The organism is Phaeovulum sp. (assembly GCF_030684035.1).
GTDB lineage: Bacteria > Pseudomonadota > Alphaproteobacteria > Rhodobacterales > Rhodobacteraceae > UBA6213.
The window spans coordinates 112,657-131,240 of the sequence record NZ_JAUXPI010000003.1 but is presented as its reverse complement, the minus strand read 5'-3'; the positions used below and the strand labels follow the sequence as shown (position 1 = coordinate 131,240).

21 protein-coding genes and 1 riboswitch are annotated in these 18,584 nt (G+C 64.1%); all 21 genes read right to left on the bottom strand.

Annotated features, from left to right (window positions below; translation table 11 throughout):
• Positions 1 to 134: 134 nt before the first annotated feature.
• A complete protein-coding gene (locus tag Q8J98_RS01480) occupies positions 135 to 695 on the bottom strand; it encodes a helix-turn-helix transcriptional regulator (protein ID WP_370868043.1) in 561 nt (186 codons plus the stop codon).
• Between the two features lie 89 nt (positions 696 to 784).
• The gene (locus Q8J98_RS01475; protein ID WP_305292797.1) at positions 785 to 1,234 is read right to left on the bottom strand and encodes a hypothetical protein; all 450 of its coding nucleotides are present in this window, start codon (positions 1,232 to 1,234) and stop codon (positions 785 to 787) included.
• A 120-nt stretch (positions 1,235 to 1,354) separates the two neighbouring features.
• On the bottom strand, positions 1,355 to 1,993 hold the full coding sequence (locus Q8J98_RS01470; protein ID WP_305292795.1) for a hypothetical protein: 639 nt from the start codon (positions 1,991 to 1,993) through the stop codon (positions 1,355 to 1,357).
• Between the two features lie 200 nt (positions 1,994 to 2,193).
• Complete coding sequence (trpB, locus tag Q8J98_RS01465; protein WP_305292793.1) at positions 2,194 to 3,420, bottom strand: tryptophan synthase subunit beta; 1,227 nt, start codon at positions 3,418 to 3,420, stop codon at positions 2,194 to 2,196.
• A 14-nt stretch (positions 3,421 to 3,434) separates the two neighbouring features.
• Positions 3,435 to 3,881, bottom strand: coding sequence for a GNAT family N-acetyltransferase (locus Q8J98_RS01460; RefSeq protein WP_305292791.1), 447 nt, complete (start codon positions 3,879 to 3,881; stop codon positions 3,435 to 3,437).
• A complete protein-coding gene (locus tag Q8J98_RS01455; RefSeq protein WP_305292789.1) occupies positions 3,878 to 4,516 on the bottom strand; it encodes a phosphoribosylanthranilate isomerase in 639 nt (212 codons plus the stop codon). The genes Q8J98_RS01460 and Q8J98_RS01455 overlap by 4 nt, the downstream gene beginning before the upstream one ends.
• Before the next feature lie 10 nt (positions 4,517 to 4,526).
• The gene (locus tag Q8J98_RS01450) at positions 4,527 to 4,889 is read right to left on the bottom strand and encodes a LapA family protein (protein ID WP_322214909.1); all 363 of its coding nucleotides are present in this window, start codon (positions 4,887 to 4,889) and stop codon (positions 4,527 to 4,529) included.
• Positions 4,890 to 5,177 (bottom strand): integration host factor subunit beta, encoded by a 288-nt coding sequence (gene ihfB / locus Q8J98_RS01445; protein WP_305185606.1) that lies wholly within the window; start codon positions 5,175 to 5,177, stop codon positions 4,890 to 4,892. It abuts the gene before it with no gap.
• Between the two features lie 265 nt (positions 5,178 to 5,442).
• Positions 5,443 to 7,128, bottom strand: a complete 1,686-nt coding sequence (gene rpsA, locus Q8J98_RS01440; RefSeq protein WP_305292788.1) for a 30S ribosomal protein S1 — start codon at positions 7,126 to 7,128, stop codon at positions 5,443 to 5,445.
• A gap of 139 nt (positions 7,129 to 7,267) precedes the next feature.
• Positions 7,268 to 7,870, bottom strand: coding sequence for a d(CMP) kinase (locus tag Q8J98_RS01435; RefSeq protein ID WP_305292815.1), 603 nt, complete (start codon positions 7,868 to 7,870; stop codon positions 7,268 to 7,270).
• Positions 7,867 to 8,379 carry a hypothetical protein gene (locus Q8J98_RS01430; RefSeq protein ID WP_305292787.1) on the bottom strand — a complete coding sequence of 171 codons (513 nt, stop codon included), beginning with the start codon at positions 8,377 to 8,379 and terminating at the stop codon, positions 7,867 to 7,869. The genes Q8J98_RS01435 and Q8J98_RS01430 overlap by 4 nt, the downstream gene beginning before the upstream one ends.
• Positions 8,376 to 9,725, bottom strand: a complete 1,350-nt coding sequence (gene aroA / locus Q8J98_RS01425) for a 3-phosphoshikimate 1-carboxyvinyltransferase (protein WP_305292786.1) — start codon at positions 9,723 to 9,725, stop codon at positions 8,376 to 8,378. The genes Q8J98_RS01430 and aroA overlap by 4 nt, the downstream gene beginning before the upstream one ends.
• Before the next feature lie 107 nt (positions 9,726 to 9,832).
• Entirely contained in the window at positions 9,833 to 10,555 is a 723-nt protein-coding gene (locus Q8J98_RS01420; RefSeq protein WP_305292784.1) for a tRNA (guanosine(46)-N(7))-methyltransferase TrmB, read from the bottom strand.
• Between the two features lie 125 nt (positions 10,556 to 10,680).
• Positions 10,681 to 11,847 carry a methionine adenosyltransferase gene (gene metK, locus Q8J98_RS01415; RefSeq protein WP_305292782.1) on the bottom strand — a complete coding sequence of 389 codons (1,167 nt, stop codon included), beginning with the start codon at positions 11,845 to 11,847 and terminating at the stop codon, positions 10,681 to 10,683.
• A 7-nt stretch (positions 11,848 to 11,854) separates the two neighbouring features.
• Positions 11,855 to 11,902, bottom strand: a riboswitch (SAM-SAH riboswitch).
• A gap of 10 nt (positions 11,903 to 11,912) precedes the next feature.
• The gene (gene lnt / locus Q8J98_RS01410) at positions 11,913 to 13,490 is read right to left on the bottom strand and encodes an apolipoprotein N-acyltransferase (RefSeq protein WP_305292781.1); all 1,578 of its coding nucleotides are present in this window, start codon (positions 13,488 to 13,490) and stop codon (positions 11,913 to 11,915) included.
• Complete coding sequence (locus Q8J98_RS01405) at positions 13,487 to 14,389, bottom strand: hemolysin family protein (protein ID WP_305292779.1); 903 nt, start codon at positions 14,387 to 14,389, stop codon at positions 13,487 to 13,489. The genes lnt and Q8J98_RS01405 overlap by 4 nt, the downstream gene beginning before the upstream one ends.
• A gap of 33 nt (positions 14,390 to 14,422) precedes the next feature.
• Positions 14,423 to 14,929: an rRNA maturation RNase YbeY gene (ybeY, locus tag Q8J98_RS01400; RefSeq protein ID WP_305292777.1), complete on the bottom strand. Its 507-nt coding sequence runs from the start codon at positions 14,927 to 14,929 to the stop codon at positions 14,423 to 14,425.
• Positions 14,913 to 15,941, bottom strand: a complete 1,029-nt coding sequence (locus tag Q8J98_RS01395; protein ID WP_305185615.1) for a PhoH family protein — start codon at positions 15,939 to 15,941, stop codon at positions 14,913 to 14,915. The genes ybeY and Q8J98_RS01395 overlap by 17 nt, the downstream gene beginning before the upstream one ends.
• 153 nt (positions 15,942 to 16,094) lie before the next feature.
• Positions 16,095 to 16,394, bottom strand: a complete 300-nt coding sequence (locus tag Q8J98_RS01390; protein WP_305185616.1) for a hypothetical protein — start codon at positions 16,392 to 16,394, stop codon at positions 16,095 to 16,097.
• Positions 16,395 to 16,405: 11 nt separating this feature from the next.
• Positions 16,406 to 16,972 (bottom strand): OmpA family protein, encoded by a 567-nt coding sequence (locus Q8J98_RS01385; RefSeq protein ID WP_370868041.1) that lies wholly within the window; start codon positions 16,970 to 16,972, stop codon positions 16,406 to 16,408.
• Positions 16,973 to 17,191: 219 nt separating this feature from the next.
• Complete coding sequence (miaB, locus tag Q8J98_RS01380; protein ID WP_305292773.1) at positions 17,192 to 18,538, bottom strand: tRNA (N6-isopentenyl adenosine(37)-C2)-methylthiotransferase MiaB; 1,347 nt, start codon at positions 18,536 to 18,538, stop codon at positions 17,192 to 17,194.
• Positions 18,539 to 18,584: the final 46 nt, after the last annotated feature.

The window sequence follows — 18,584 nt, the reverse complement described above, 5'->3', positions numbered from 1 at the left end:
CTGCAGCACAACGCCAAACCGAAGCCCTTCGTCTGGAGCAAGACCGCCGATGATATCATCACCCGCGAGCGCCGCGCGCTCGATGCTCTCGATGAAATCAGGGGAAATCGGTAGCAAATGTCAGACTCGGAACACTAGGTTCGCGGCACGGCTTCAGGCTCTGGCATGGGTTCCTCGATCAGTGCGGGATCCTTGGCAGGCAAATGTGCATCGGCCATCAGGTCTTCGATGAACAGGCTTAACAACTGCCCGCGGCCGTTCACCCCCGCTTTGCGGTAAATCGCGTTGGTTTGCGCCTTCACTGTGCCTTCCGAGGTGGTGCGCATGGTGGCGATTTCGGCAGTGCTGAGGCCCTTTATGGCGAACAGCGCAACATCGCGCTCGGCTGGGGTCAGTCCCCATTCGGCAAATCTTTCCGCGAGCAGGGTCATGAACGCACCGGATGCACGGCGAAGCCTTTCATGCGCGGCACGGTGGTCGCGCTGCAACCGCAACAACGCCAGCATGGCCATCCAGAGGCCGATCAAAAGACTGAACACCGCGGAGATCTCGAGAAACTCGTGCAAACCCCAAGACATGGGCAAGACCACGAGCCCGAGCATCGAAAGCACGATATCGGAAATGAAGAACAGCGCACAGAGAAGCTGCACGAGGAAGATCGCAACAAGGCCCGCCCGCTGCATCAGCTGGACCACCGCCAAGCGTGGGCTTGTGGCGGCTTGTTGGTGCTACGCACGCGGGCGTGACCCCAACAGGCCAAGCATGTGTAGGGCCACTTCGTCATCTAGTCGTCCTCCTCATCGTCGTCATCTTCGTCGTCGTCGTCATCATCGTCATCGTCATCGTGCTCGTCATCATCGCCGCCGCCACCCGAACCGGAGCCGCCCGAACCGGAGCCACCCGAGCCGGAACTGCCCGATCCGCTGCCTGAATGCGAATCGTCATATGATTCTTCACGCAATTCAAAATGACCAATCTCGATCACTTTGCCGGCACGCACCCAGAAATCGCGCAGAACCTGACCATTGCGCGGATCTATGATGATTTCACGGCTGCCCAGCGGGCCGAGGGCCAGAATTCGGGTGCGGCCCAATAGCGTTCGCGAAATGGTTATGTTTTCAAAGCCTTCTGCGCGCAACTGACGCTCGACCCGCTCGGCGAAGGTCAATGCCTGCGCCGCCCCAGCCATGAGGAACAACGCTGTCACCGCCGAGGCTAGTATCAATCGGGTCATCCCGTGCTCCTGGGCAAATCAAAGCGCCCCCCGTGCGGGTGCCACAATGGCGCGCACGAGGGGCTGATGGCAAGCACCGCAAGTTTGCTGCCTGGGGGCGTGCGGTGCTGCCGGTCACTGTCACTTGTGGTCGTCGTCGTCTTCGTCGTCGTCGTCTTCGTCTTCGTCGTCATCGTCATCGTCATCGTCGTCATCGTGATCGTCGTCATCACCTTCGTCGTCGTCGCCATCGTCGCCATCGTCGTGATCGCCGCCGCTCCGGCTTCCAGAACCGTGCGAGTCCGAATCATCACCGTCGTCGGATTCCAGCTTCAGAATTTGCCCGGACGCCGCGTCGTAGGTGACTTCGATCTTCTGGCTGCCGTTGTAGGCCTCGACCTTGATTGTGCCACCGACCGACTTGATCTCGCGAACGGTAAAGCCCTGCGCGAGAAGGTCGGCGGTGACCGAGTCGGTGCTGGCGGGTCCGGTGCCGCTCGTGCTCAGAACCGGCACGGCCGAAGAGCCCGAAGCGGCGGTGCGGGCCTGGGTTTCCCGCTTCAGCAGCGCGCCGGTCGCCACGTCATAGGTCAGCTCGATCTTCTCGGTGCTGTTGATCGCCTCGATTTTCACCGTGGTGGCCCCCGCCTTGATTTCGGTTACGGTGTAGCCTTGCGCAGAAAGCTCGGATATCAGCGCCGCGGTATCGACTGCGGCATAAGCGCCAGTCGCTGCCCCAAGTGCCAGTACGACGGCGGCGATCTTGAATGTGCGTTTCATCTGTTGTCTCCCGTGTTCCGGTTGCATGTCGCTTGTTGCGATGCCCCCAGAAAGCACGGCATGATTCGAGCGGCCATTCCCCGGAGGGTCTAGAAAGCCCCCCGTAACCCGTCGCTCTAGGCCCATAAACTCAGGTTTAGGGCGGAAAAATCCGTTTTGAAACGTAACGTCCTGGAATTTTTCGTTTGTATTACCGATAGTTAAATCTTCATGTCAAAGCCTAGGTGCCTTGCCACCGTGAATATGTCTTTGTCGCCCCGCCCGCACATATTCATGATGATCAGGTGGTCCTTCGGCAGCCTGGGGGCGATTTTCATCACATGCGCAAGCGCGTGGCTCGGTTCCAGCGCCGGAATAATGCCTTCTTGCAGACAGCAAAGCTGGAATGCCTCGAGCGCCTCCATGTCGGTGATGCTCACATATTCGGCGCGGCCAACCTCGTGCAGCCAGGAATGTTCCGGCCCGATTCCCGGATAGTCGAGCCCTGCCGAAATCGAATGGCCCTCAAGGATCTGCCCATCTTCGTCTTGCAACAGATAGGTGCGGTTGCCGTGCAGCACCCCGGGGCGGCCGCCCGTCAGGCTGGCGCAATGCTCCATGCGCGCGTCAACGCCGTGGCCGCCCGCCTCGACCCCGATGATGCGCACCGAGGTGTCGTCGAGGAACGGAAAGAACAGCCCCATCGCATTCGATCCGCCCCCGATCGCCGCGACCAGCGTATCGGGCAGGCGGCCTTCGCGTTCCAGCATCTGCGTACGCGCTTCCTTGCCGATGATCGACTGGAAATCGCGCACCATCGCCGGGTAGGGGTGCGGCCCCGCCACCGTGCCAATGCAGTAAAAGGTATCGCGAACGTTGGTCACCCAGTCGCGCAGCGCGTCATTCATTGCGTCCTTCAGCGTGCCGCGGCCCGAGGTGACAGGCACCACTTCGGCACCCAGAAGGCGCATGCGAAAGACGTTGGGCGACTGGCGGTGCACATCGGTCTCGCCCATGTAGACGACGCATTTGAGGCCAAAGCGCGCGCAGACAGTCGCGGTGGCCACGCCATGTTGCCCGGCCCCGGTTTCCGCGATGATCCGGGTCTTGCCCATGCGGCGCGCCAGCAGGATCTGCCCCAGCACGTTGTTGATCTTGTGCGCGCCGGTATGATTGAGCTCGTCGCGCTTCATGTAGATTTTCGCGCCGCCGAGGTAGTCGGTCAGCCGTTCGGCAAAATACAAGGGCGAGGGGCGGCCGACGTAGTGTTTCCAGAGGTCATCCATTTGCGCCCAAAAGGCCGGGTCGGTCTTGGCGCGCTCGTATTCCTCTTCCAGCGACAGCACGAGGGGCATCAGCGTTTCGGATACGAACCGACCGCCAAAAATGCCAAAGCGTCCCTGTTCATCTGGCCCGGTCTTGTAGCTGTTGATGCGGTCGTCGGCCATGGCGGATGCTCCCCTCACTCAAGCTCGCGTTTATAGCCAATGTGGCTGGGGGTAAAGCCGAGCCGGTCGTAGAAGGCGTGGGCGCGCAGGCGGGCCTTGTTGGTGGTCAGCTGCATCAGCCGACAGCCGGCGGCGCGGGCGCGCGCCTCGGCATCGGCCATCAGTTCAGCACCGACCCCGTGGCTGCGCAGATCTGCCACCACGCGCACCGCCTCGATCTGCGCACGCCGCGCAGCCCGCATGGAAAGCCCGTGCAGAATGGTGATCTGGTAGGTGGCAACAATGCGTCCCTTCCGGGTGCCCACGATCAGCGCATTGTTGCCCTGCCGCTCCATTTCATCAAAGGCCGCGAGGTAGGGGGCCATTTCAGCCCCTTCGCGCGCCGCCCCCAGCATGTCATCGGCCAGCATCGCCACCACCGCAGGCACATCAGCCGCGGTTGCTGCGCGCCAGTCTGTCATGCCCGCGCAGCCGCGATGAAATCCGCAATCAGACCGGCGTCCTTGACCCCCGGCGCGACTTCGACGCCCGAGGACACATCAACCTGCTTTGCCCCGGTCAGGTAGATCGCCTCGGCGACATTCGCGGGCGTCAGCCCGCCTGCAAGCATCCAGGGGCAGGGCCAGCGGCGGCGCGAAAGCAGGGTCCAGTCAAAGGCGCGGCCATTGCCGCCGGGCAGATCGGCACCCGCAGGGGGCTTGGCATCAACCAGTATCTGGTCCGCGACGCGGCCATATTCGGCCACCAATGCAAGGTCGGCCTCGGTCGCCACGCCGATCGCCTTCATCACCGGCAAGCCATAGCGCGACCGCACCTCGGCCACCCGCGCCACCGATTCGCGCCCGTGAAGTTGCAGCATATCAAGCGGTACCTCGGCCAGCAGCGCATCAAGCGTCGTGTCATCGGCATCCACCACCAGCCCGACCTTGGCAATACCCGCCGGTACGACCAGTGCCAGCTTTTGTGCCTGCGAAAGGGTCAGATACCGTGGCGAGCGCGGAAAAAACACCAGGCCAAGGTAATTCGCCCCGGCCTTTGCGGCAGCGGCGACATGGTCGGCTTCACGAAGCCCACAGATCTTGATGCGAATATCCATGACCCGAGGCTTAGCGCGCGCGCGCCGGTTTCTCAAGCAGGGCCAGAACGTCGTCGGACTGCGCCGGGGCGTCGGCGCTTACCCGCGCCAGTTCGCGTTCCAGCCGTGCCTTGTCGCGGGCGGTCTGGCTTGCGGCGCTTCGAAGCCGCGCTTCACGCATCCATTCCCAGACAAAACCGAACAGCAGCCCAAGCAGGATACCCGCAAAAATCACCAGAAAAAGCGGCAGCTCGATCGACCATTGCAGACCCAGAAAACTGCCCGCCCCATCCGGCAAAAGCCGCAACGTAACCAGCCCGCGGTTGGCAAGCGCCAGCGTCACCAGCACAGCAGCCAGCACCGCCAGAAACGCCCAACGCAGTGCGCGCAACATTCAGCCCTCGTTTCCGTTCAGCCGATCCCGCAGCAGCTTGCCGGTCTTGAAGAACGGCACATGCTTTTCCTCGACATCGACCGCGGTGCCGGTGCGCGGGTTGCGCCCGGTGCGGGCATCGCGCTGCTTCACCGAAAAGGCACCAAACCCGCGCAACTCAACCCGGTCGCCGCGCGCCATTGCCTCGACGATCTCATCGAAAACCGTATTCACGATCTTTTCCACATGCCGAAGCGACAATTTCGGGTTGTCTTCGGCAATGCGCGCAATCAGTTCAGACCGGATCATGGACATCCCCCATAGCAGTCCGGGCGACAGCGCCCAAAACGACACGGCCTCGACTATATGCAGAATTTTCTGCGGCACAAATGGCAAAGTCCTTGGAATGGCGCATTTTTCTGCGTCAACACCGCAATGAGCGCGCTTCTGCCGGTTGCGGCGGTGCAGCATGCGGGGGCAGAGCCGCATTCGCACACCGCCACGAATCGCCCGCAGCATGAAAAAGGCCCCGCCGTTTCGGGCGGGGCCTTGGTCATTTCATCGCCAAAGCGCCTCAGCGGCCGCTGGTACCCTTGAGCGCGGCACCAAGAATATCGCCCAGCGAAGCACCCGAATCCGACGAGCCATATTGCTCCACGGCTTCTTTCTCTTCAGCGATTTCGCGCGCCTTGATCGACAGGCCGAGGCGGCGGGTCTTGGCATCGACGTTGGTCACGCGGACATCGACATGATCGCCCACCTGGAACCGCTCGGGGCGCTGCTCGCCGCGTTCGCGCGAAAGGTCCGAGCGGCGGATGAACGATTTCATTCCGTTGTAGTCGCACTCGATCCCGCCTTCTTCGATCGCGGTGACAGTGACGGTGATCACCGAGCCACGCTTGACGCCATCGACCGCGTCCGAGAAGGTATCCGCGTCAAGCGCCTTGACCGACAGCGAGATACGCTCTTTCTCGACATCCACTTCGGTGACGGCGGCTTTCACCACGTCGCCCTTGCGGAAGTTGGCAATCGCGTCTTCGCCGCGCTGATCCCAGCTGAGATCGCTCAGATGCACCATGCCGTCGATGTCGTTGTCGAGGCCGATGAACAGGCCGAACTCGGTGATGTTCTTCACCTCGCCCTCGATCATGCTGCCGACCGGATGGGATTCGGCAAACACTTCCCACGGGTTGCGCTGGGTCTGCTTGAGGCCGAGCGAAACGCGACGCTTGGCAGTGTCGATTTCCAGCACCATCACGTCAACTTCTTGGCTGGTCGAAACGATCTTGCCGGGGTGGACGTTCTTCTTGGTCCAGCTCATCTCGGAAACGTGGACAAGGCCTTCAACGCCCGCTTCCAGTTCAACGAAGGCACCGTAATCGGTGATGTTGGTCACGCGGCCCTTGTGCACCGATTGCAGCGGGAACTTCTCTTCCACCGAATCCCACGGATCCGACAGCAGTTGCTTCATGCCAAGGCTGATACGGTGGGTTTCCTTGTTGATCTTGACCACCTGAACCTTGACGGTTTCGCCGATTGCGAGGATCTCGGAGGGGTGGTTGACCCGGCGCCATGCCATGTCGGTGACATGCAGCAGGCCATCGACGCCGCCAAGGTCAACAAACGCCCCGTATTCGGTGATGTTTTTCACCACGCCGTCGACCACCTGGCCTTCGGTAAGGTTGCCGATCACTTCGGCGCGCTGTTCGGCGCGGCTTTCTTCCAGAATCGCACGGCGCGAGACAACGATGTTGCCACGGCGGCGGTCCATTTTCAGAATCTGGAACGGCTGCTTGAGGCCCATCAGCGGCCCGGCGTCGCGCACCGGGCGCACATCGACCTGGCTGCCGGGAAGGAACGCAACCGCGCCGCCCAGATCGACCGTGAAGCCACCCTTGACCCGGCCAAAGATGGCACCATCGACACGCTCTTCTTTTTCGTAGGCTTTTTCCAGACGGTCCCAGGCCTCTTCGCGGCGGGCTTTCTCGCGGCTGATCGAGGCTTCGCCGCGCGCGTTCTCGACGCGCTCAAGGAACACCTCGACGGTATCGCCCACTTTAATCGAAGGGGTTTCGCCCGGGTTGGCGAATTCTTTCAGATCGATGCGGCCTTCCATCTTGTAGCCGACGTCGATGATGGCTTGCCCCGCCTCGATGGCGATGACCTTGCCTTTGACAACCGAGCCCTCGGCGGGCGTGTCAATTTCGAAGCTTTCGTTCAGAAGCGCTTCAAAGTCTTCCATGGTAGCTTTAGCAGACATGCGGTTCAGTTTCCTTTTCTCGTGTTTTCACTGGCCTTGCGGTTGGCTCCGCCGGTCTATCTTCGACAAATCCCCCAAGTGGGCCGCGGCGGTGCCGGGCCTTGGGAAGACTGGCGTTCCTATAGGGGGCTTTGGCGCTTCAGGCAAGCGTCGTTAGGCCCTGTCGCCGCGCCCGCACCGCGGCAATCGCGGCGGCGACCGCATCGGCGATGCTCATCTCGCTGGTATCAAGCACCAAGGCATCGGTGGCAGCTTTCAGCGGCGAATCCGCGCGCCCGGAGTCGCGCGCATCGCGTTCGCGCACCTCCGCCAGCACGCGCGCCTTGTCGCCGCCAAGCTCCAGCCAGCGCCGGTGGGCGCGCATTTCGGGCGAGGCGGTGACATAAAGCTTCACCTCTGCCTCGGGGCAAATAACCGTGCCGATGTCGCGCCCGTCAAGCACCGCGCCGCCCGGCTGGCGCGCAAAGCGGCGCTGAAATACGGCCAGCGCGGCGCGCACCTCGGGAATGACCGCCACTTTCGATGCCGCCTGCCCGGCTTCGAGCGAGCGCAGGCCGGGCCGTTCCAGATCAGCGGCGGTCAACCCCTTTGCCGCCTGCACCGGATCGCCCCCCTTGGCCCCGACAGCGCGATAGAGAAGCCCGGTGTCGAGATGTGCAAGGCCGAATTCAGCCGCCACCGCGCGCGCTATCGTGCCCTTGCCCGCCGCCGCCGGGCCATCGATCGCCACGGTAAAACTCAGACCCGCCACCAGCGCCGCCCCCCAGCCCGCGCCAGAAGCACGCTCAGCACCACCAGCGCCACCGCGACCGCAACGCTCTTGATGACGGTCGCCTGGCTTGCCGCGGCCACCATCGCCTCGGTCACTGCCTGCGGTTCGGCCCGAAGCATGACCGCCACGCGGGCATTTTCAAGATAGTCAAAGCCCGCCCCCGCCGCCACAAGCACTCCCAACACCCGCCCCCACCAGCCGGGCACCAGCGCGCGAAACGCCAGCACCATCACCACCGCGTAAAGCGCCGGATAGGCCGAATCGAGCGATTGCTGCACGCCAAGGTAATAGGCCCGCCCGTCAGCGCCCAACGCTGCCAGTAGTGCCTGCGCCTCGGCAAGGTCATAGCCGCCGGGGCGCAAATCGAAGGGCAGCAGCCCGCCGGAAAGCAGCTTGAGCTGCGGCAGGGTCCAGATCAGCATCGCCCCATAAACCCCGGCCATCAGCGCAAACATGAGCCAGAACAGGCCCCGTTTCATGGCTGCACCCGCGCAATATCCGCCCCAAGCCCCGCCATCAGCGCTTCGAATGCCGGAAACGAGGTTGCAATGGGCGAGCCGTCATCAACCCTGATCGGCAGCTTGCTCGCCAGCCCAAGCACAAGGAACGACATCGCAATGCGGTGGTCGATATGGGTTGCACAGGTTGCCCCGCCCGGCACGCCACCCGCCCCAAGCCCGTGAACGATCAGCGTGTCTTCGTCCTCCTCGACCCGAACCCCGCAAGCCTCCAGCCCGCGCGCCATGGCGTCGATCCGGTCGCTTTCCTTCACCCGCAACTCACGCACGCCCCGCATAACCGTGCGGCCCTCGGCACAGGCAGCGACAACCGCCAGCACCGGGTATTCGTCAATCATGCTCGCGGCGCGTCTGGGCGGCACCTCGATACCCCTAAGGTTCGAGAACCTCACCCTGAGATCGGCCACCGGCTCGCCGCCCTCCTCGCGCGGGGTCTCGAAGGAAATGTCGGCACCCATTTCCACCAAGGTTGTGAAAAGGCCATTCCGGGTTGGGTTCTGGCTGACGCCGGGCACAAGAATGTCGGATTTCGGCACGATGAGCGCTGCGCATACGGGGAAGGCCGCGCTTGAGGGATCACGCGGCACGGCGACGGATTGGGCCCGCAACTCGGGCTGCCCTCGCAACCGGATCAACCGCCCCTCAGGCAGATCCTCGATCTCCAGCTGCGCCCCGAACCCCCGCAGCATCCGCTCGGTATGGTCGCGCGTCGGCTCGCGCTCGATCACCACCGTTTCGCCCGGCGCATTGAGACCGGCAAGCAGCACCGCCGATTTCACCTGCGCCGAAGGCACGGGTGTGGTGTAGCGCACCGGCACCGGGTCCGCCGCGCCCACCAAGGTCATCGGCAACCGCCCGCCGCGGCGCCCATGGGCCTCGGCCCCGAACAGCGCCAGCGGCACGGTCACCCGGCCCATCGGCCGCTTGCGCAGGCTCGCGTCCCCGGTGAAGGTCGCGGTGATCGGCGAGGTCGCCATGCAGCCCATGATCAGCCGCACCCCGGTGCCCGAATTGCCGCAATCGATCACATCGGCGGGTTCGGCAAAGCCGCCCACGCCGACGCCCCGCACCGACCAGGTGCCCGGCCCCTGCCGCACCACCTCGGCACCAAAGGCCCGCATCGCGCGGGCGGTATCAAGCACGTCCTGCCCTTCCAGCAGCCCGCTCACCCGGGTCTCGCCGACCGACAGCGCGCCGAGAATCAGCGCCCGATGCGAAATCGACTTGTCGCCCGGCACCTCGGCCACTCCGCGCAAGGCAGCGCCGCTGCGCGCCACCATCGCAATCGCCTCACCATGGCCAGACATGCGCATCTCCCCCGCTCGTCCGCGCCTGATACCGCATCGGCCGCAGGTGGTAAATCACCCGCTGCATTCTGCTTCAGGCAAAATATCTTCGCCGAAGGCAGGCAGGCTCAGAGCCGTCGGAAGGTCGCATACTGTGGCACCCGGCCTTCGCGCAGCGCCTTTTGTTCGTAGCGCGTCGAAACCCAGTCGTGCCACGGCTCTGCCCCTGCGGCCTCCAGCGCGAATCCTGCTTGCGGCACCTCGCCCAGCGCTTGCCGCATGTAATCGGCAATGTCGGTGGCCACCCGAAACTCCGCCCCCGGTGCCATCGCCCGCGCCAGCGGCCCGAGATGGTCGGCCGTCACGAACCGCCGCCGGTGATGGCGCCGTTTTGGCCAGGGGTCAGGGTAATTCAGAAACGCCTTTTGCAGCGCCCCTGCGGGCAGCACATCCAGCAAATCGCGCGCATCGCCGGGATAGACCGAAAGATTGCCCACCCCCGCCGCGCGGATCTTGCCCAAAAGCATCGCCACGCCGTTGATGTAAGGCTCGCAGCCAATAAACCCCGCGCCCGGGTAGCGCGCCGCCATCGCCACCATGTGCTCGCCACCGCCAAAGCCGATTTCGAGCCAGATCGGGCGGTCATCGCCAAAGAGCGACGCCGGATCAATCGGCACCCGGCCCGGGTTTTCCGCCTGCGAAATCCCTGCCGGTCGAAGTGCCCCCAGATCGTCCGACAGATACCCCTTTTGCGCGGCACGCAGCGTGTGGCCAAAGCGACGGCCATAGAAATTGCGCCATTCCGGGCGCGGCGCGGCAAGGCTCTTGTCGGGCGGGGGCAGGTCATCCATGGCGCGCCTCTAGCGCCCCGGCCTGCGCAAGGTCAAGCCTTGTCGAAACAGGTGCAGTGCCGAAGGATCCGGCCCGCGCGCGCGAGGGTGTCAGGGGCGGGGTCCAACGACCCCGCGCCGCCGCTTCAGAATGCCTTTTGCAGCGCCGCACCCAGATCGGTCTTTTCCCAGCTGAAACCGCCATCCGCCTCGGGCGCGCGGCCGAAATGGCCATAGGCAGAGGTGCGGGAATAGATCGGACGGTTGAGCCGCAGATGCTCGCGGATGCCGCGCGGCGTGAGGTCCATCACTACCGCCACCACTCGCTCGATCTCGGCCTCGGGCACCGATCCGGTGCCGTAGGTATCGACATAAACCGACAAGGGCCTTGCGACCCCGATCGCATAACTCACCTGTATCGCGCAGCGCTTTGCCAGGCCCGCCGCCACCACGTTTTTCGCCAGATAGCGCGCCGCATAGGCCGCCGAGCGGTCCACCTTGGTCGGATCCTTGCCCGAAAACGCGCCGCCCCCGTGCGGGGCGGCACCGCCATAGGTGTCCACAATGATCTTGCGCCCGGTCAGCCCGGCGTCGCCATCTGGCCCTCCGATCACGAAGGTGCCGGTCGGGTTCACATGCCAGTCCGTGGCATCGGTGATCCAGCCTTGGGGCAAGACTTCCCGAATGTAGGGTTCGACAATGGCACGAATATCGCTCGAGGTCTGGCTTTCAAATGCGTGTTGTGTCGAAAGCACGATCGAGGCTACCCCCACCGGCTTGCCGCCCTCATAGCGCACCGAAAGCTGCGATTTCGCGTCTGGCCTGAGCGTCGGCTCGGCCCCTGATTTGCGCACCTCTGCCAATCGTTTCAGGATCTTGTGCGCATAAAGGATCGGTGCCGGCATGAATTCGGCTGTCTCGTCGGTGGCGTAGCCGAACATGATGCCCTGATCGCCCGCGCCGTCGCGGTCCACGCCTTTTGCAATATGCGCCGATTGCTTGTGCAAATAGGTGTGCACCCGCAGGGTTTCCCAGTGAAACTTGTCTTGTTCGTAGCCGATGTCGCGCACGCAATCGCGCACGATGCCTTCGACGCGCCCGATGAATTCGCGGGTCTTCTTCTTGGTCGAAAGCCCCACTTCGCCGCCGACAATCACCCGGTTGGTGGTGGCGAAGGTTTCGCAGGCCACCCGGGCCTCGGGTTCTTCGGCGATGAAGGCATCGAGAACCGCGTCGGAAATGCGGTCACACAACTTGTCGGGGTGCCCCTCCGAGACGGACTCGGAGGTGAAAACGTAGTTCTCGCGTGCCATGGGGACGTGCTCCATTGAAATAGCCCGTCACGCCAGGAAGCCGTTGTGACGGTCGATGATGCTACCTAGGCGTGGGCGCGAGTGCGGTCAATGGGCAAGCGCGCGCGCGCCGCGATGAGCGCCAGCAATGCAACAATCAAGGCGAAAATCGGGCCGTCGCCAAACCGCGCATAGGGTGTGGCGGGCTGTGCAGCCGGCAGCGACACGTCAAGAAAACCCTCGGTGTTGAGCGGCAGCGTGGCAAGCACCCTGCCGCGCGCGTCGATCATTGCCGAAACCCCGGTGTTGGCGGCCCGCGCCAGTGGCAGCCCGGTTTCCACGGCGCGCAACTGCGCCTGCGCCAGATGCTGTTGCGGCCCGGCCAGCGCGCCAAACCAGCTGTCGTTGGTGACCTGCATCAGCCAGTCGGGCCGCTCAGGTGCCGCGCGCAAATCTTGCGGAAACACCGCCTCGTAGCAGATCAGCGGTTGCACCCGCCCGAGGCCGCCAAGATCGAGCACCGCCGCCCCAGGCCCCGCCGTGAAGCCGTTGCCAAGCCGTGCCGCAAATGCCGTGATCCCGAGCCGCGCGAATGCATCGCCATAGGGGATGTATTCGCCGAAGGGCGTGAGATGAAACTTGTCATAAAGCGCCGACACCTCGCCCTTCGGCCCCAACACCACCAGCGAGTTGAAATAGCGCGCGCCCTCGCTGCGCTGGATACCAAGCGCCACCGGCACCCCCGCCGCAGCTTCCACGATCATTTCGAGCCCCGCGCCCGGCGCATCGAGCAGGAAGGGCACCGAAGTTTCGGGCCAGATGATCAGATCCGGGCGGCGCGCGGCGGGTGCGGCGGTCAGATCCAGCTGGCGATAGAAAAACGCCAAGGCGTAGTCGCGCTGCCACTTCAGCGCCTGGGTGGCATTGGGCTGCACCAGTCGCAAGACAACATCGCGCGCGGGCACCGGCGCGGGCGCATCGCGCCGCGCCGTGCCCCAGCCCCAGCCGCCCACCAGCGCAGCCGCCATGACCACAACCGGCACCGCGCGCATGAGGCGGTTTTGACCGCCCGCCGCAGGCGCAAACACCCCGGCCAAGGCGGCGGCGGGCAGGGTGAAGGCAAGGCTCAGGCCCACCGGCCCGGCGAGTGCCGCAAGCTGCATCAGCGGGGTGCCGATGAAAGCATGGCCCAAAAGCGCCCAGGGCAGCCCGGTGAAGATATAGCCGCGCAAAAGGTCCGAGGCGGCAAAGCCGAACGCCAGTGCCAACAGGCGCAGTCCGCGCCGCTGCCCGGCGGCTTGCAGCCCGAGCGCCGCCGCGAATGCCCAGAACAGCCCCATCCCCGCCGCCAGCAACAGTAGCGCGAAAGGCGCCATCCAGCCGTGCCGCGCGGCATCGACAAGGAACGGCTCGACAATCCAGAACATCGCCGCCGCGCCAAAGCCCGCGCCCGCGGCCCAGCCTGCCCATGCGGCCTTGCCGGTAGCGCCCTGCCGCGCGATCAGCGCCAGCACCCCGGCAAAGGCGGGCAGCGCCAGCCACCACCAGCCGAGCGGCGCTTGCCCCAGAGCGACCAGCGCCCCCAGGCCAGCCGAAGCGGCAAGTACGCGCGGCGCGGGCCGCGCGGCGCGGCCGAACACCCGCCTCAGGCGCGCGCCGCTCACTTCACCGCCAGCGGCAGCCGCACCCGGATGCGCTTTACCCGGCGCGGATCGGCATCGACAACTTCAAACTCGAAACCACCCTCCATCGGGATCACCTCGCCGCGCGCGGGCACCCTTCCCGCCAGCATGCAGACGAAGCCGCCCAGAGTGTCGATCTCTTCATCTTCCTCGGCATCGGCAAGCTTCATGCCGATCTGTGCTTCGAATTCATCAAGCGGCACCCGTGCCTGCACCAGATACTGCCCGGGCTTCTCCAGCGTCCAGAACCCGCCTTCGGCCTCGTCATGCTCATCCTCGATCTCGCCGATCACCTGCTCGATGAGGTCCTCGATCGTTACCAGACCATCGACGCCACCGTATTCATCGATCACCAGCGCCATGTGAATGCGCTCGCGCTGCATCTTTTGCAAAAGCACCCCGATCGGCATCGAGGGTGGGGCAAAAAGCAGCGGGCGCAGCATCTTGCGCAGCGAAAATCGGGTCGGGGCACCTTGGGCAAAGCCATGCTCCAGCGCCAGATCCTTGAGGTGGATGAGGCCAAGCGGGCTGTCTAGTGTGCCCTTGAACACCGGCATCCGCGAAAACCCCTGTTCGCGGAACACATCAACCAGATCATCGCGGCTGATGGTGACCGGCACCGCCGCAATGGCAACCTTGGGTATTGCCACATCTTCGACCCGCATCCGGCGCAGGTTGCCCAAGCCAGGCAGTACCTGCGGCGCAGGCGAGCCCGCCGGTTGCACCGGCGCGGCATCGACGCTTTCGGATGCGGTCGGGTTCAGCTTGCCCAATATGCGGCCAAAAAACTTGCGCCTCACACCCGGCTCGGCGCGACTGTCGCTTTCTTCCGGCTCGGCCACGCTTGGCGCGGGGCCCGGCCCATCTGCACTTTGTCCCATCGGTCCTTTCCAGATTGCCCGGCTGGTTTGCTCTCAGGCGATATCATATGGGTCTGCGACGCCCAGGCTTGCAAGGATGCGAAGCTCGCATGCTTCCATCAGCGCCGCATCTTTTTCGCGAATGTGGTCATATCCCAACAAATGCAGAACCCCATGCACCAACAGGTGGCTGACATGGGCGGCGATTTCCTTGCCTTGCTCGGCGGCCTCGCGGGCGCAGGTTTCCCAGGCGATGGCAATATCGCCCAGTTCGGCACCCATCGGGTCTTCGGCATCGGGCGCAAAGGGGGTGGCACCGTCTTCCTCGGTGGCCAGCGCCTCGGCGGGCCAACTGAGCACGTTGGTCGCGGTGGCCTTGCCACGGAAATCGGCGTTGAGCGCGGCGATACGGGCGTCATCGCAGGCAAGCAGGCTGATCTCGAAATCGCCCGAAAGGCGCTGATCGGCCAGCACTGCGCCCGCGGCGGCATCGGCCAAGGCCTGAAGGCCTAGCGCCTGCCAGCGGTCGTCTTCAAACACGATATCAACCAGAAGCGCCATCATCGCGCTCATAGGCTTCGATCACCCGCGCCACAAGGGGGTGGCGCACCACATCGCGGGCGGTGAAGTAATTGAATGCAACGCCCTTCACCCCGGCCAGAATGCGTTCGGCATCGGCAAGCCCGCTTGCAGTGCCGCGCGGCAGATCGACCTGCGTGCGGTCACCGGTGATGACCATCCGCGAGCCCTGACCGAGGCGGGTGAGGAACATTTTCATCTGCATGGTCGTGGCGTTTTGCGCCTCATCGAGCACCACGAAGGCGCTTGAAAGGGTGCGGCCGCGCATGAAGGCCAAGGGCGCAATCTCGATGCGCTTTTCCTCCATCAGCTTGGCAAGCTGCTTGGCGGGCAGAAAATCGTTCAGCGCGTCGTAAAGCGGCTGCATGTAGGGATCGACCTTTTCCTTCATGTCGCCGGGCAGAAACCCCAGCCGCTCGCCCGCTTCGACCGCCGGGCGCGAGAGGATGATCTTGTCCACATGGCCGCCCACCAGCATGGTCACACCAACGGCCACGGCCAGATAGGTCTTGCCGGTGCCCGCCGGGCCAATGCCAAAGGCCATCTCATGCGTGAACAGCGCCTTGACATAGGCCTTTTGCGCCTCGGTGCGTGGCTCCACCTGTTTCTTGCGGGTGCGGATTTCGTAGCGTCCCGCCTCGAACATTTCGAGTTGCTGATCGAGCGGCACGGTATCGGCGCGGAACTCGCCCATCCGGATCGCCGCGTCGATCTCGTCTGCATCGACGGCGCGACCCTGCTCCAGCCGCGCATAAAGCGCACCCAGCACTGCCCCCGCCTGCGCCTGCGCATCAGGCAGGCCGACCACCGCCAACTGGTTGCCGCGGCGCAGGATATGTACCGAAAGTTTGTGCTCGATCTGCGCCAGATTGCGGTCGAACTGGCCGCAAAGGTCGATCAGCAACCGATTGTCGGGAAACTCCAGCAGCGTCTCATGCGAATCCGCATGTCGGGTCGGGGGGGAAACGGCGCTCAGGCCCAAGGGCGGCTCCATGCTACGGTTTGTGGTTTCATGGTGGACCGCCCGCATCTATTGCGCAAGCGTGGTGTGGCCGGTGTTGCCGGTCAACGCGAAAAATTCATCATGCTGAAACATTCGAGGCCGCGCGGTTTCGACGCGCGGCCTCGTTTGTGCTGCCGAAATAGCTCAGAGCGGATCGACAATGAAGCTGCCCGACTTGAACGGACCCACCGCTGTGTTGGGAAGGCCCGCGCCCGAGCAGATCGGCTTGCCGTAATCGTCGAGCCGACCCGAAAGGTAGCCCTCGACGCCGTCATCGATGATCCAGTGATCGCATCCTTCCGGGTCGATCCAGATCCCGGCCACCAGCTGGCTCAGGTGCTTGTCATCAATGCCCCGGTCGAGCGTCTTGTCGGGGCCGATTTCGGTACAGGCCGACATGCCGAGCACGGCGGCGAGAAGTACAACGGATTTGGTCGCGCGCATTGCCGGCCCCTTTACTTCACACAGATGATTTCAACGCGGCGGTTCTGCGCCATGCCCTCGGCGGTGGTGTTGTTTGCGCGCGGGTTGCGCTCGCCATACCACTGCACGGCAAGAACGCTTGCCCCCACCGACTGCGCCACCGCCGCCACCGCATTGGCACGACGCTGCGACAGGCCCATGTTGTACTCATCCGAAGCGCGGCTGTCGGTGTGGCCGGTGATGATGAAGCTGCGGGCCTGCGCGGTTCGGAAGAAGTTTTCCAGCCGACTGCGCCCTGACGCCGTGACCACATGCCGGTCGGTGTCGAACAACTGATCGGTCGGCAGGACGCCGCAAACGTTGCGGTGGCAAACCGGGCGGCCATCGCGGGTCAGGCGATTGTCCATGTAACCCTCGGCCCCGTCATCCATCACCCAATGTTCGCAGCCATCCGGGTCGATCCAGATGGTGGGAATGTATTGTTCGCTGTTCACCACCTGCTGCGCCATCGCCGGCGCGGCGAGCGTGGCCAAGGCAAGTGCAACACCTGCCACCCCGCCCGCTGCCGGTTTCAGAAACCTGGAAATCCGTGTTTTCACCGCGATTGCCTCCACCTATGCCTGCACGCCGCAGGCCAGCACCCACGGCAAACTTGAACGACTCTATCTTTGCCAGATTAGCAAAACCGTGGGGCATGGGAAGCGCAAATCCCAAGATATTGTGTTCATTTCGTCAACATAGCTGGCAGCTTGACTGGAATTGTTGCCAGATCGGGCTATCAATCGCGGCAAAAACCGGGCGCAAGCGGCGCTGCCCGCTCAACCAAGGCAGACCCCTGCCAACGAATTCGTCCAGGCCTCGGTGATTCTGGCGCGCCGCAATTGCCCCGGCACCAGGTTTTCATCGTGCAGATGCACCGCATGCAGATAGTCGGACTTGCCCACCCACTGCCCGGCCAGTTTCCCGGGGCGCTCGATCAGCACCCCAACCTCGCGCCCCACCATCGCCTCTTGCGCGGCGCGTTGCTGGCGGGTGATGAGCGCCTGCAACACCTGCAACCTTGCGTCGGCAACCGCCGCATCGACGGGCGGGCGATCCGCAGCCGGGGTTCCGGGGCGGGGCGAATACCTGAAGCTGTAGGCCATGCCGTAATTCACCGCCTCGATCAGCGCCAGAGTGGCCTCGAAATCGGCATCGGTTTCGCCCGGAAAGCCCACGATGAAGTCACCCGAAACAAGTATGTCCGGTCGCGCGGCGCGAATGCGCTCGATCGTGCGCAGATAATCGTCGGCGGTGTGACGGCGGTTCATCGCCTTCAATATCCGGTCAGACCCCGACTGCACCGGCAAATGCAGATAGGGCATCAGCTTCGGTTCATCGCGATGCAAGGCGATAAGGTCTGCCGTCATGTCGTTCGGGTGCGAGGTGGTGTAGCGGATGCGTTCCAGCCCGTCGATCATCGCCAAGGCCCGCACCAGCCGCGCCAAGCCCCAGTCGGCGCCGTCCTCGACCCCGTGATAGGCGTTGACGTTCTGTCCGAGCAGAGTGATCTCGCGCGCGCCGCGTGCTACCAGCCCCCGCGCCTCGGCCAATATCCGCGCTGCCGGGCGGCTGACTTCGCTGCCTCGCGTATAGGGCACCACGCAAAAGGCGCAGAACTTGTCGCACCCCTCCTGCACGGTCAGAAACGCCGCCGGGCGGCTTTGCAGGGGCCGCGCGGGCAGATGCTCGAACTTGTCCTCGGCAGGAAACTCGGTATCGAGACTGGCTTGCCCCGCATCAGCCGCGCGCACCATTGCGGGCAACCGGTGATAGGCCTGCGAACCCACGACGATATCGACTATCGGCATCCGGCGTTGAATCTCGGCACCCTCTGCCTGCGCCACGCACCCCGCCACGCCGATCTTCAGGCCCGGATTGGCCAGCTTCAGCGGCTTCAGCCGCCCAAGGTCGGAATAGAGCTTTTCGCTGGCTTTCTCGCGGATGTGGCAGGTGTTGAGCAGCACCATGTCGGCACCCTCGGCAGTATCGGTCAGCACATACCCTTCCGCACCCATCGCCTCGGCCATGCGCTCGCTGTCATAGACGTTCATCTGGCAGCCATAGGTCTTGAGATGGAGCTTTTTCGGCCCCGCCCCCGGCTTTGGCGTTTCGGTCTCGGACATCATGGCCCCTTTCACGTCGCGCCTGATACTGCGAAAGCGCGCGGCG